This window comes from Bacteroides faecis MAJ27 (assembly GCF_900106755.1).
In the GTDB taxonomy this organism is placed as follows: Bacteria; Bacteroidota; Bacteroidia; order Bacteroidales; family Bacteroidaceae; genus Bacteroides; species Bacteroides faecis.
Genome location: NZ_FNNN01000022.1, coordinates 89,467 through 103,690 on the forward strand (window position 1 = coordinate 89,467; position 14,224 = coordinate 103,690).

General features: G+C 41.1%; 8 protein-coding genes. 3 read left to right on the forward strand and 5 right to left on the reverse strand.

Features of this window, described 5'->3' with window-relative positions; all coding sequences use genetic code 11:
- Positions 1–4 precede the first annotated feature (4 nt).
- Genes BLW31_RS17730 through BLW31_RS17740 form a run of 3 tightly spaced genes read right to left on the reverse strand, consistent with a single transcriptional unit; the run spans position 5 to position 2,652 of the window.
- Complete coding sequence (locus BLW31_RS17730; RefSeq protein WP_010535673.1) at positions 5–1,090, reverse strand: endonuclease/exonuclease/phosphatase family protein; 1,086 nt, start codon at positions 1,088–1,090, stop codon at positions 5–7.
- A 4-nt stretch (positions 1,091–1,094) separates the two neighbouring features.
- Positions 1,095–1,997 (reverse strand): rhomboid family protein, encoded by a 903-nt coding sequence (locus tag BLW31_RS17735; protein WP_010535672.1) that lies wholly within the window; start codon positions 1,995–1,997, stop codon positions 1,095–1,097.
- Positions 1,978–2,652: a rhomboid family intramembrane serine protease gene (locus BLW31_RS17740; protein WP_010535671.1), complete on the reverse strand. Its 675-nt coding sequence runs from the start codon at positions 2,650–2,652 to the stop codon at positions 1,978–1,980. Before BLW31_RS17740 ends, BLW31_RS17735 begins: the two co-directional genes overlap by 20 nt.
- A gap of 215 nt (positions 2,653–2,867) precedes the next feature.
- Here BLW31_RS17740 and BLW31_RS17745 point away from each other — a divergent pair, with 215 nt between their 5' ends.
- Together BLW31_RS17745 and argS are read left to right on the forward strand one after the other, a co-directional pair.
- Positions 2,868–3,140 (forward strand): HU family DNA-binding protein, encoded by a 273-nt coding sequence (locus BLW31_RS17745; RefSeq protein WP_010535670.1) that lies wholly within the window; start codon positions 2,868–2,870, stop codon positions 3,138–3,140.
- Positions 3,141–3,223: 83 nt separating this feature from the next.
- The gene (argS, locus tag BLW31_RS17750; RefSeq protein WP_010535669.1) at positions 3,224–5,017 is read left to right on the forward strand and encodes an arginine--tRNA ligase; all 1,794 of its coding nucleotides are present in this window, start codon (positions 3,224–3,226) and stop codon (positions 5,015–5,017) included.
- Between the two features lie 213 nt (positions 5,018–5,230).
- Here argS and BLW31_RS17755 read toward each other — a convergent pair whose 3' ends face one another.
- On the reverse strand, positions 5,231–7,264 hold the full coding sequence (locus BLW31_RS17755; protein ID WP_022302318.1) for an LruC domain-containing protein: 2,034 nt from the start codon (positions 7,262–7,264) through the stop codon (positions 5,231–5,233).
- A 177-nt stretch (positions 7,265–7,441) separates the two neighbouring features.
- Positions 7,442–9,790 carry a type I DNA topoisomerase gene (topA, locus tag BLW31_RS17760; protein WP_010535667.1) on the reverse strand — a complete coding sequence of 783 codons (2,349 nt, stop codon included), beginning with the start codon at positions 9,788–9,790 and terminating at the stop codon, positions 7,442–7,444.
- A gap of 256 nt (positions 9,791–10,046) precedes the next feature.
- Here topA and BLW31_RS17765 point away from each other — a divergent pair, with 256 nt between their 5' ends.
- Complete coding sequence (locus tag BLW31_RS17765; RefSeq protein WP_022302316.1) at positions 10,047–13,967, forward strand: hybrid sensor histidine kinase/response regulator transcription factor; 3,921 nt, start codon at positions 10,047–10,049, stop codon at positions 13,965–13,967.
- Positions 13,968–14,224 lie beyond the last annotated feature (257 nt).

Here is a 14,224-nt window from a genome sequence, read left to right on the forward strand (position 1 = left end):
TGTTTTATTGCTTGCCTATATAGCACCAGATCGGGTAATGGTCCGAATCTTTAATCGAACGGTCTACGGTACAGTTATAGGCTTTCAGATTGGGACTGATCAGAATATTGTCTATCCGGAAATAGAATTTATTCAGATTATAGGAGATACCCAGTCCCCTGCCGGATTGTGTGAAAGCGTCATCCAGTTGTTGTGTAAGGATGCGATGGGTGTACGAAATGGAAGCGTCGTTGAAGTCGCCACAGGCAATAATAGTGGGATATTGGCTGTTTGCAATGATGCTGGCTACGGAATCCGCCTGTGAAGAACGGATGGCTGATGCTTCCGCCAGTTTCTTTATTAATTGTCGGAGCCCCGTTTTTACTTTCTTTGCGTCCGGGTCTTTTATCATATCCTCATAGATTACCTTGTCTTCTTTCGTCAGTTTGTTGGATTCTAGATGGTTGTTTATGAGGGTAATGGTGTCTTCATTTACTTTCAGAGTGTACTGCATTGATCCATTGTAAGTACTTTCATATTGGATGGGACGTGCCGAAAGTATGGGAAACTTAGAGAAGCAAGCTAACTGGCTGCCTCCTTTTTCCGGATTGTGGATAGAGCGGTAAGGATATGCCTTTAATGCTTTCCTAATGTCTTCTGCTGTCAGATATTTCTTGTTTCCAGTTGAATTGTACTCTTGAAGGCAGATGATATCAGCTTTGCTGTCGGCAAGGTAGGATAATATTGGATTTTTTTCGTCCTTCTTTTCTAAATTGTTAAACCCCATAACGTTGTAGGACAAGAACTTGATGCTGCCGTCCGGTATCGTTTCTACCGTAAAATTAATGGGGATATAGGTCCGTATTTGTGGGATACATACCAGAAACCCGATGATCGGCAGTAAGGCATAGCGATAGCTGATGATGGTCCAAAAGATAACAAAGCATAGGTTGATAGCCAGAAATATAGGGAAAGCAAGCCCCAGACAGGAAGCTATCGGATGTATTTTGGGTTGGAGATATGGGCTATAGGCACTCAAAATCAACATCCCTACAAAGAGGGCGTTGATTGCTAATATCAAATAAAGGACAAATTTGCCAATGTGTTCCATTCTTTTATCTTTTGCTTGCGTCGAACAAGCTCTTCTTCTCTTCCGTCGTCAGGCTTTCATAACCGGATTTTTTCAGCTTCTCCAAAATACGGTCTACCTCATCCGATTGTGCTTTCTTACGGGCATTATAATCATAATCTTTCTCGCGACTTGTATCGCTTCCATAGTGTACTTTCATTTTGGGTTTGCGTTTCCATGCCTTTTTCTGAAACAGGGAAGCGAAGCCGTCGATGAACCAGTTAATGCCGGAAGTCAGATCTTTTCCTTTGCTCAGGCTGGCTGCAAACCAGAGTCCGGCAAGTGCACCGCCTAAGTGTGCGATATGTCCTCCTGCATTATTGGAAGTAATAAAGAGTAAGTCTGTTCCGATAACGATCAGTGCCAGATACTTTAAACGAACGGCGCCAAAAAGGAAAAGCTGTACCCGATAGTTCGGTTCTCTGTAAGCGGTAGCTGCTACGATGGCCAGCACGGAGGCAGAAGCACCAACCAATGTAGCGTGCGGTAATACCTCGCTAAAATAAGGGAATATGTTATAAGCTGCCATGTAGAACAACCCTCCACAGATACCTCCTAATACATATACCCCCCGCAAGTGTTTTCCCGAGAAGAAATAGAGAAACAAACTTCCGAACCAGTATAGCCAGAGCATGTTGAACAAGATATGCAGGAAACCTGCATGCATAAACATGTAGGTAAGTAATGACCATGGCTGGATGATAAACCGGTGAAGGGAAGCCGGAAGGGCGAATAAATCGAATATCCCCGCTGCACTAAGGTTGAACAACTGCAATACTACACTAATTAACGTACCGATAACGAAGATTCCTACGTTAATATAAATCAGTCGGATGAAAGTGTTTCCTCTTCTGAATGTTTCTTTTAAATCAGCTATAATATGTCCCATTATTTCTACTTTTTTTTCTCCAATACATAATCAGGATAAATCCGAATATCATACCTCCCAAGTGGGCAAAGTGGGCTACATTATCTCCGGGATTATTAGCAAAGCCGGCATACAGTTCGATCAAAGCATAACCGATAACGAAGTATTTGGCTTTGATAGGGAAAGGCAGCGGAAAGATGAATAGCTGGTTGTTGGGGAACAACATACCGAATGCGAGCAAAATGGCATATACAGCTCCCGAAGCGCCCACGGTAGTCAGCATATTTAGAAAATCTCCCATGGGAATGATGCCTGTTCCTATATCCACCTGTGAATAGTGGCTGTAGTCCACTACATATTTAATGTATTGCACTCCTTCTTGGATAAGTCCTGCGCCGATACCACAGACGATATAATAAAAAAGGAAACGTTTCGGTCCCCAGGTCCGTTCAAGAACAGTTCCAAACATGAAAACAGCAAACATATTGAAAAAAATGTGGCTGAACCCGCCATGCATGAACATATAAGTGATAAGCTGTGCCGGATTGAAGTCACTGGCGAGGAAAAAATGTAATCCCAGATAATTAGTCAGATCGATACCGTATCGTTGAGCGACAAGTGTCCCGAAAAAGACTAGTACATTGATAATTATCAGGTTTTTAGTTACAGTTGGCATAATTTTATATTCTGAATATTTAAGTAATGAACGCAAAAGTACGAATAAATTCTGTTTTAAAGCATGGAAAAGCTTCCCTATTAGCTCTTTTTCAATAATTTGCTGCGTTTTTTTTATGTTTTTATTTGATATATTGTTTTGTTCATCTATATTTGTAAAGTCGTAATGGGAAATCTTTTGTGTAACATATATATTAATTAATCATTTTACGTATCATGAATAAGTCTGAACTTATTAGTGCAATGGCTGCTGAAGCTCAAATGAGTAAAGCCGATGCGAAGAAAGCTCTTGATGCTTTCATTTTTTCAGTTACTAACGCTATGAAAGCTGGTGATAAGGTAGCTTTGGTTGGTTTTGGAACGTTCTCTGTAAGTGAAAGAGCGGCAAGAACTGGTATTAATCCTTCTACAAAGGCGGCTATTACTATTCCTGCAAAGAAAGTAGCTAAGTTTAAAGCTGGTGCTGAATTGTCTGCAGCTGTTGAATAAACATATAGTTGAAAGAAATTAGAAGAGGGAGGCGCGATACGTCTCCTTTTTTTGTATCTTTGCGCGCAAGAAACAACTTGATTATGAAGATAGAAGATAAACTTGTAGCGTCCGTCATCAACGGACTAAAAGCACTTTACGGTCAGGAAGTCCCTGAGAAGATGGTGCAGTTGCAAAAAACCAAGAAGGAATTTGAAGGACATTTGACGCTGGTAGTGTTCCCTTTTCTGAAAATGTCAAGAAAAGGACCGGAACAGACAGCTCAGGAAATTGGTGAATATCTGAAGGCAAATGAATCTGCTGTAGCTGCTTTCAATGTAATAAAAGGCTTTTTGAATCTGACTATTGCGTCGGCTACCTGGATTGAGTTGCTGAATGAGATTCAATCAGATGAACAGTACGGTTTGGTAAAAGCTACCGAGGCTTCTCCGTTAGTTATGATTGAGTACTCTTCACCGAATACCAACAAGCCGCTTCATTTAGGGCATGTGCGTAACAATCTTTTAGGAAATGCGCTGGCTAACATCGTTGCTGCAAACGGAAACAGAGTGGTAAAGACGAATATAGTAAATGACCGTGGCATTCATATCTGTAAATCCATGCTGGCATGGAAGAAATATGGAAATGGAGAAACTCCTGAAAGTACAGGCAAGAAAGGTGACCATCTGGTTGGCGACTATTATGTGTCTTTTGACAAGCATTATAAAGCGGAACTTGCCGAACTGATGGAAAAAGGCATGACAAAAGAAGAAGCAGAAGCTGCTTCTCCGTTGATGCAGGAAGCCCGTGAAATGTTGGTGAAATGGGAAGCCGGCGATCCGGAAGTACGTTCTTTATGGGAAATGATGAACAGCTGGGTGTATGCCGGATTTGATGAGACTTACCAAAAGATGGGTGTCAGCTTCGATAAGATATATTATGAATCCAACACTTATCTTGAAGGAAAAGAGAAAGTGATGGAGGGACTGGAAAAAGGCTTTTTCTTTAAAAAAGAGGACGGGTCTGTTTGGGCTGACCTGACTGCTGAAGGGCTCGATCATAAACTGCTTCTTCGCGGCGACGGCACATCTGTTTATATGACTCAGGACATCGGTACAGCGAAACTTCGTTTTGCTGATTATCCGATTGATAAGATGATTTATGTTGTGGGTAACGAACAGAATTATCATTTCCAAGTACTTTCTATCCTGTTAGATAAACTGGGTTTTGAATGGGGAAAAGGTCTTGTACATTTCTCTTATGGTATGGTGGAACTGCCGGAAGGTAAGATGAAATCTCGTGAAGGTACAGTGGTTGATGCTGACGACCTGATGGAAGAGATGGTGTCAACAGCCAAAGAAACTTCGCAGGAATTGGGAAAACTGGATGGTCTGACACAGGAAGAGGCAGATGATATTGCCCGTATTGTTGGTCTGGGTGCTTTGAAATACTTTATTCTTAAAGTAGACGCCCGCAAGAATATGACTTTCAATCCGAAAGAGTCTATTGACTTCAATGGTAATACAGGACCGTTCATTCAATATACGTATGCCCGTATTCAGTCTGTGCTTCGTAAAGCTGCTGAGTCCGGTATTGTGATACCGGAACAGATTCCTGTCGGTATCGAACTGAGCGAGAAAGAGGAAGGACTGATCCAGATGGTGGCTGATTTTGCAGCAGTTGTAAAACAGGCCGGAGAAGACTACAGTCCGTCTATTATCGCAAATTATACGTATGATCTGGTGAAAGAATATAACCAGTTCTACCACGACTATAGTATTCTGCGTGAAGAGAATGAGGCGGTAAAAATATTCCGTATTGCTTTGTCTGCCAATGTGGCCAAAGTAGTTCGTTTGGGAATGAGCTTGCTGGGTATTGAGGTTCCTTCCAGAATGTAATACCTGCTCTGAACAAAATACTCTTTTACGGGGTTTCTTTAATAGGTATATTAAAGGAATCCCGTATGTTTTATTCACCTCATCCCTTGTTCAGAAAGAGAGAAACGGAAACAGCTACCGTATCTTATTCTGAGTTGTTGTTCGACCTGATTTATGTCTTTTGGGTCACATGCTTTTACATTGTTTTGCTTGGATAAGATTATTGAAAGTTTATTATTGAGTAATTACTTTCGAATTATCAGGGTCTTTCCACCAATATCCATTCGAAGCACCGAAGCTGGATGCCCAAGCTCCAAATTTAGGATACGCTTCCAATATACTTGTCTTTTCTATTGGTACAAGAAAGTCGGCGCTTCGCTTAGTTCCTACCCTGACACCGCTAATTTGTAGCCCGGTCGGCATATTCTCGCTATTTACGTAGTACAGTCCTTCATCTGGTTTGGATACATCACTGCCTGTGCCGAAATAAGAGAAGTTCATTTTACTGGTTGGAGGGAATTTTACAATATGTGCCTCTTTGTCACGTCCTGTGCCGGAAGAGATGATGATAAAAGGGTTCATATTAAATTTGCTGTACGTCTTTTCCCAATAATCGTTGTTAAAGAAAGGAATAAATGCGGTTTCTGTAAATTTTTCCTGAGTGACGTCTATTGTTACGGTAAACGTTTTGTTGATAGCTGTCTTTTGATTATCGAAAAGAATAATAGTGGGATAGTCCTGCCCTGGTTCCCTATCCTTTCCTTCCATAAACTGTGAAACTATTCCGCCGGATTCTATGGTTATTTTTTTTATATCACTATTTGATATACCTGTGAGCTGATAACCAAACCCATTCTGCCAGTTTGCACCATCATGTTTAGGTATAAATGTGTCTATAATCTTTTCAACTTTATTGGTTAGAATACTTTTGTGAATATCACGTTTGTATTCGACAATCATATCATTCATGTCATAATCCCCTTTGGATGGCCAGAAATCTTCAAATGATAATACACCTTTATAGGAAGTATGTATGTTCTCGATAGGTGCATCGGGGAGTTCTTCTACCCCGCCAGTTTCGATGGATGATCCATCTGAGAAATCAAGATAAAATACAGCATCTCCAAAGTTCCCTTTTCTGGTATTATCTGTTGGTTCGAAGTTAGTTGCATCTTCCATTCCGAACGCTACAACTTCCCCGGATTTGTTCTTTAGAGCAATGGTGCGGTGTTCTTTGCTCTTGTTCAAGTTGCGGATAGAATAGAAAGTGCGTTTGTTGTTGAGGACCTCCGAGGTCTTTTGATTAAAGGAAGATTCTATAAGAAACCATGCTATACTTACTCCCGCAGGGAATTCGTCCACGAACTTTGTACCATCCCAATATTTCAGCTCAACTCTGTCACCGGTATACATGCTCCCTGCTGTACTGCTGGAATTGCACACGGCGGTCGATATGCGTGGATAGGCAATAATCGGTGTAATTTGGTCTGCCTCAGTCGGCTTTTGATTGGTAGGATAGGTAAAATAGCCCACAGTATTTTGCTTGGTGCCTGTACTGTTAAGCATAACCAGCCCGATTTCTGTAGGTTTCTTGATATTGATTTCTATATTTACATTATCAGCTATATATTCAGGATAATGATCTTCCATCGCTGCGCTTCCACCCGGCTTAATGAAAACTTCGCGGATATTATATAAGAGTTGGCCATCTATCTCTGTGGGAGTGGAAGAAAGATAAGTAGGACATCCTATTACACTCCAGTCGCCTAGAACTTTAAAGCCTTCCGGGTATTTATAGCCGTTTTCTGTTACTCCTCTGCTTGTACTTTTGGCATTTCTTTTACTTTGTATAAAAGCTTTCTGGTCAAAAGATACTTTACCGTTCACAATCTGCAGCTGAATCGGACTGACTGTTCCCAGATAATCTGAATAGAGGTAAAGTTCTGTAAGATAAGACGGAATGGATATGAAATCATTGAAAATCCCTTTCTTATCGGTAGCCCCACGATAGACAGGCTCTTCTTTAGTTTTGATTATGTTTCCATCCGTATCTTCAGACAACGGATTTTCGGAATATAATTCAAAAACAACCTGATAATTTAAACCATAATTTAAATCAACTGTGCAACTGGAAGATGTTGTAAAGCCAAAATAGTTATCTGCAGTTTTTTCTTTTGGAGCTTCGTATAAATCCTTTTCCATACAACCGACTAACGAGAGTGCGCATAGTACCCCCACAAGGAGAAAATTGAATTTGTTTGTTTGCATAACTGTGTTCTGATAATTTGATTGTGATCTGCAAATATATGTATTTAATATATCAAAACAAAGCGTTTGAGAATAAATTGTTTAGAAAGAAATATATTGCATTGTAAATACAACGAAAGTCCGGTAACCAGTTGATATAGGTTACCGGACTTTTGATATCAGGGTTTGGTGCAAATATTATTTCTTCTTGGCAGTTCGTTTGCCTTTGGAAGAAGTGCTCGGACCTTTTTCGTCTTGTATTCTGACTAATTCCAGGCAGCTTTTCAGACTCAAATCCTGCGGAACAATATCTTTGGGAATCTTGTAATTATTGCCTTTGTAAGCAATGTAAGGTCCGTACCGGCCATTCAGAATCTCCATATCCGGTTCTTCATCAAACTTCTTGATGTGCCGTTCTGCTTCTTTTGCCCGTTTTTCCAGAATCAGTTGCTCTGCTTCTTCCAAAGTAACTTTCATCGGATCAAGTGTTTTCGGCAGTGATACATATACTTTGTTATGCTGGATATAAGGGCCAAAACGACCTATACCTACACTGACAGTCTTTCCTTCATATTCACCAATAGTACGTGGTAACTTGAACAGTTCCAATGCTTCCTCCAATGTAATTGTTTCCATGGACTGGCCTTTCTTCATTTGTGCGAAACGTGGCTTTTCTTCATCATCTACCGTACCGATTTGTACTACAGGGCCGAAACGACCGATTTTTACAGAAACAGTCTTTCCTGTGCCGGGTTCTTCTCCTAAAATACGTTCGCCAACTTTATGTTCTGTCTTTATAGATAATGTCTTTTCTACTGACGGGTGGAACTGATCATAGAAAGTCTTCATGATAGAAGTCCATTGTACTTCTCCTTCTGCAATCTCGTCAAATTCCTTTTCTACACTGGCGGTAAAGTTATAATCCAGAATGTCCGGGAAGTATTCGGTGAGGAAATCGTTTACTACTGTTCCGGTATCTGTAGGAAAGAGTTTGGACTTCTCCGCACCTGTAATTTCGCTATGATCTTCATCTTTGATCTGGCTGTCTTTCAGCGTCAGCACATTGAATGTACGTTCTTCGCCATCCTTGTTGCCCTTCTCTACATATTCACGTTGCTGAATAGTAGAAATGGTAGGCGCATAGGTTGAAGGACGACCGATACCCAATTCTTCCAGTTTGCGCACAAGGCTTGCTTCCGTATAACGCGGTGGACGTTGGGTGAAACGTTCGGTGGCAACAATCGGACCATATTCCAGTTTCTGCCCTTTCTTTAAAGGAGGTAACAGCCGGCTTTCATCCTCTTGTTCACTCTCGTCGTCATAAGATTCACGATATACACGCAGGAAACCATCAAACTTGATAACTTCACCGACAGCAGTGAATACTTCGCCGCTTTTACTTATAGATATGGTAGCAGTAGTCTTTTCCAGTTCCGCATCTGCCATTTGCGAGGCAATGGTGCGTTTCCAGATCAGGTCATACAATTTCTTTTCCTGTGCCGTACCATCGATGGATTGATTTTCCATGTAAGTCGGGCGAATTGCCTCGTGCGCTTCCTGTGCTCCCTTAGTCTTTGTTTCAAAGTGACGGGGATGTACATAACGCTCACCCATCATATGGATGATGGCATCCTTACTACTTGCTGTTGCATATTCCGACAGGTTGACGGAGTCTGTACGCATATAAGTGATGAATCCGGATTCGTACAAACGCTGTGCGATCATCATTGTTTGTGCTACAGTATATCCCAGTTTGCGGGCTGCTTCCTGTTGCAGGGTGGAAGTAGTAAACGGAGCCGGCGGTGTCTTCTTGACCGGACGGGTAGTTATATCTTCAATCGTGAAAGTCGCTCCCTGACATGCGTTCAGGAATGCTTTTGCTTCTTCTTTTGTTTTGATACGGCGGGATAGTTCAGCTTTCATTTCTACCAGTTTGCCGTCTGTATCGGGGACAAGAAATACAGCTATCACCCGGTAAGCAGCTTCTGATTTGAAGGCATGAATCTCTCGTTCACGTTCTACAATCAGACGGACAGCTACTGACTGTACACGACCAGCCGACAGAGAAGGCTTTACTTTTCTCCAGAGTACGGGAGATAACTCAAAACCTACAATTCTATCCAGAATCCGTCGTGCCTGTTGCGCATTTACGAGGTTGAGGTCGATATCGCGTGGTTGTTCGATTGCTTTTAAAATAGCGCCTTTAGTAATTTCGTGAAAGACGATTCGTTTTGTGTTTTCCGGTTTTAGTTTTAATACTTCATACAGATGCCAGGCGATCGCTTCTCCCTCGCGGTCCTCATCGGATGCGAGCCATACGGTTTCTGCCTCTTTCGCTTCTGCTTTCAGCGTGTTGACCAAAGCCTTTTTGTCTGCCGGAATTTCATAAGCGGGTTTAAAATTCTTATCTACGTCGATGCTGAATTCTTTCTTCTTCAGATCGCGTATATGTCCGTAACTAGAAAGGACTTTGAAATCTTTCCCGAGAAATTTTTCAATCGTTTTTGCTTTTGCCGGAGACTCGACAATGACAAGGTTTTTTTGCATAATTCTTTCTTTTATGATGGCTTGTACCATGATATTTCGGGGCAAAAGTAGAAAAAAAGATTCTCCCTACCTTATAATATAAGGAGAATCTAATATTTTTTTGGAAAAAAAAGATTTTACTTGAATTCGTGTTTCTTTTGTATGTGCAAGAATTATTGAGGAAATATTCCATAAAGCAGGAGATTTTAATATAAAACAGTTTTATTTAAATAGAATTTCCTATATTTACACCTCGATACAGTATTATGCGCTATGTATGAATAAGATTCTATTTAAAATATATCTATTGTCTTTCTTTATAGGAATTGCACAGCCTATCTGGAGCCAGTCTCCTTATTACTATTATAAACAACTCGGAATAAGGGAGGGGCTTTCACAGTCGAAAGTACAGAGTGTTCTGAATGACCACAGAGGTTATCTTTGGATTGGTACGGAGGCTGGTTTGAATTGTTATGACCGTGACCATCTGAAACAATACCTGCATCAGCCGGGAGACGAAAAGACGTTGCCTTCTAATAATATAACTTTTATTGCTGAGGACTCTTTGTGTAATCTCTGGGTAGCTACAATGGGAGGAATTTGTCTTTACGATAGAGAAAATGATAATTTTAGAACCTTATCGAATGGTGGCAAACCGATCTACGTTGCTTCCTATCTGTTGGTTGAAGGCGGTGTCTTGTTAAGTGGGTCGGGAGCGATCTATAAATATGCTTATGCCACTAACAAGCTCGAACCTCTGTATTATGCACAAGATCCGGCTTACTATACGCCTTTTTGGCAAATGATACGTTTTGATGATGAGAATATTCTGCTCAATTCGCGCTGGCATGGCATATACTCTTTCAATATGAGGACTTATGAGCTGAAGAAAATAGAGTCGTTTACAGAAAAAAACTATACCTGCATTTATCTGGACTCTTATCACCGTCTTTGGGTAAGCGTTTATGGCAGCGGATTGTATTGCTATCAAGACGATAAGCAGATCAAGCACTTTACGGCATCCAATTCTCCTTTGACATATGATGTCATTCATGACATCACTGAAAGAGAAAACAAACTCTGGGTGGCAACCGACGGTGGCGGGATCAATATTATTTCTTTAGATGATTTTTCATTTACCAATATTCAGCAAAAGCAGGATGATGTCCATTCATTTCCAGCCAATACGATCTACCGTCTCTATCTGGACCCTGCCAATAATATGTGGGCAGGCAGTATCCGGAGAGGATTGGTGGGTATAAAGGGGGTATATGCCTGTTCTTATCAGAATGTCCCTTTTGGCAATTTGTATGGATTAAGTAATCAGACGATAAATAGTTTTTTCCAGGATGACGACGGAATGATCTGGGTGGGAACTGATGGCGGCGGTATCAATCGTTTTGATCCGGCATCGGGAACTTTCCAACATTATCCTGCCACCAAATATGAGAAAGTTGTTTCTATCGTAGAGTATACTCCTGATGAGCTCCTGTTTTTTTCTTTTAATAAAGGGCTTTTCATCTTTCATAAGCAGACGGGACAGATACGCCCCTTTGTCTTGATTGATAAGGAAATGAATGATCAGACTTGTATCAATGGATTTTCTGTCAATATACAGCGGATTACGAAGAATAAGATTCTTTTTAGTGCCCAGCATATTTTTATATATGATATCGTTACCCGTAAGTTCGATATAGTGGCTACTATGGGAAAAGAATATGAACGGCAGTCTCCGCTGATTATAGCTACGGTAGGAACGAAAACATATCTTTCCGATCTGAAAAATATATGTGAGTATGATTCTTCCGAAGGCACTTTCAAGACGATTTATCAGGGGCAGCATATTATTAATGATGCTTCTATGGATAAGGATGGTGTCTTCTGGCTGGCTTCTACCGAAGGGCTGCTACGTTATGATCCACGCACCGGGAAGAGTGAACTGATACAAACAAGCCTGTTTCAGGATGTAGCCTCTGTCGTTGCTGATAACCAGTATCGTATCTGGATCGGAACGCGCCGTCATTTATTTGTTTATTCTTCCCATACTCATAACTTCGCCACTCTGGATGAGGTAGACGGTGTCCTTCCCAATGAATATATTTTTCATGCTACTCTTCTGGCCAAGAATGGAGATGTTTTTGTCGGTGGTACCACAGGTATGACGGTTGTAAACTCTGCCGTTCATTTTGATACAGATTCGGATTATACGGTTGAATTGCTGGATGTATTATTAAATGGTCTTCCTGTCTCATTATCCGAAGAGCAGCAACATGCAACGACCAGGACTATCCAGATTCCTTGGAACTTCTCTTCCCTGCAACTGAAAGTTTTGCTGAATGAAGGTGATGTATTCCGCAAGAATTTCTTTCGCTTCAATATTGAAGGCCTTCATCAGGAGCTGGCGAGTTCCAACTCGAATTCTCTGGTCATTAACTATTTGCCGATAGGCGAGTATACGATAACCGCTTCTTATTATGCCCGCAATGGGGGATGGAGCACGAAACAGCAGATTCTCCATGTCATTGTTACCCCGCCTTGGTGGAAGACAGGCTGGTTTTATATGCTGCTATATATATTGCTGGGGCTGGTGGCATATAGCATTGTCTACTACTTCTACCGTAAAAAGAAGGCCAAACAGAAACGGGAAATTATGCGTCTGAAAAATAAGATGTATGAGGAGAAGATTAATTTCCTGACGAATATCAGTCATGAGCTTCGTACTCCTCTTACGCTGATTTGTGCGCCATTGAAGCGTATCATAAATCAGGAGTCGGACAAGAAAGATGTGGAAAAGCTGTTGGTTCCGATTTATAAGCAGGCCTATCAGATGAAGAGTATCATTGATATGGTGCTGGATGTGAGAAAGTTGGAGGAAGGAAAAGATATGCTGCATATTCTGCCACATCCTTTGAATGAGTGGGTACGTTCGGTCGGAGATAAATTCGTCGGTGAATATCACGTGAAAGGCATTAAACTGCAATACGAGCTGGACGAAGAGATAAAAGACGTTCCTTTCGATAAGAACAAGTGTGAATTTGTTCTGTCCAACTTCTTGATGAATGCGCTGAAGTTTAGTGAGTCGGGTACGACCACTACATTGATTACCACTTTGTCGCCGGAAAAAGACAGGGTTCGGATCTCTGTCAAGGATCAGGGGATGGGACTGAATATGGTGGATACGGATTCTCTTTTCTCCAGTTTCTATCAAGGGGTACATGAGAAAGGAGGAAGTGGTATCGGATTATCCTATGCAAAGAGTCTTATTACTCATCATAAGGGAAAAGTAGGTGCTTCGAATGCCGATGGAAAAGGAGCGGTGTTCTATTTTGAGTTGCCATTATTCACAGATGCCTGTGGACAACTCGAACCGGTTTCTACAGAAACGTCTGCAGGCGTTGAAGTGAACGAACCCGATCAGGTTGATTATACCTTCTTAAAGAAATATTCGGTGATGGTGGTAGAAGATACTCCCGAACTGCGAAGTTATCTGAAAGAAACACTGAGCCATTACTTTGTTCGTGTATATGTCGCTAAGGATGGTAAAGAAGGATTGGAACAGATTAAGGACCGATTGCCGGATATCATAATCAGTGATGTTATGATGCCCCGTATGAATGGGTTTGAGCTTTGCCGGGAAGTGAAGACTAACTTGGATATCAGTCATATCCCTTTTATTTTGCTGACCGCTTATCACAATTCTCAGAATATGTATACCGGCTATAAGACCGGAGCAGATGCCTTCTTGCCGAAGCCTTTTGAGATAGACGGTTTGCTGGCATTGATTCATAATCAGTTGAGATTGCGCGAACAGATACGGGCGAGATACAAAGATGATAAGCTGCTGACACATAAAGAAGTGAGCTTTAGTAATGCGGATGAAACTTTTCTTTTGAAATTAAATTCATTGATTGCAGACAACATGAGTAATCCGGAACTGGATGTCGCATTTCTGGCCACCAATATGTGCATTAGCCGGTCATTATTGTTCAACAAAGTAAAAGCCATCACCGGTATGGGGATTGTAGATTATGTGAACAAGCAGCGTATTGAGCGGTCAATCGTGTTGCTTACTACTACCACCATGAATATTACTGAGATCTCCGAAGTGGTCGGCTTCTCTTCTTTGCGTTATTTCAGTAAAGTCTTCAAGTCTATTAAAGGCGAGATTCCTTCTGCATATAGAAAACAGGATAAATAAATCGCATCTGTAACTTGAATGCAGTGCATACTAGAAATAAAAAAATAAATATTAGTCTCATACTCTCATTCTATATGAGATAAATGGCATATAATCAGTGTGATATGTAATGAGAGATACTTCTTTTGCAAGGTATCTCTCATTGTTTTCTACATAAAAACAGTAAGCGTCTCGGCGATGCCGTGTTTTTCTTCAAAAAATCAGATAATCCTTTTCTTTTCAGATTCTACTTCTGTTTTCCTTCCATTTGTGTGGCA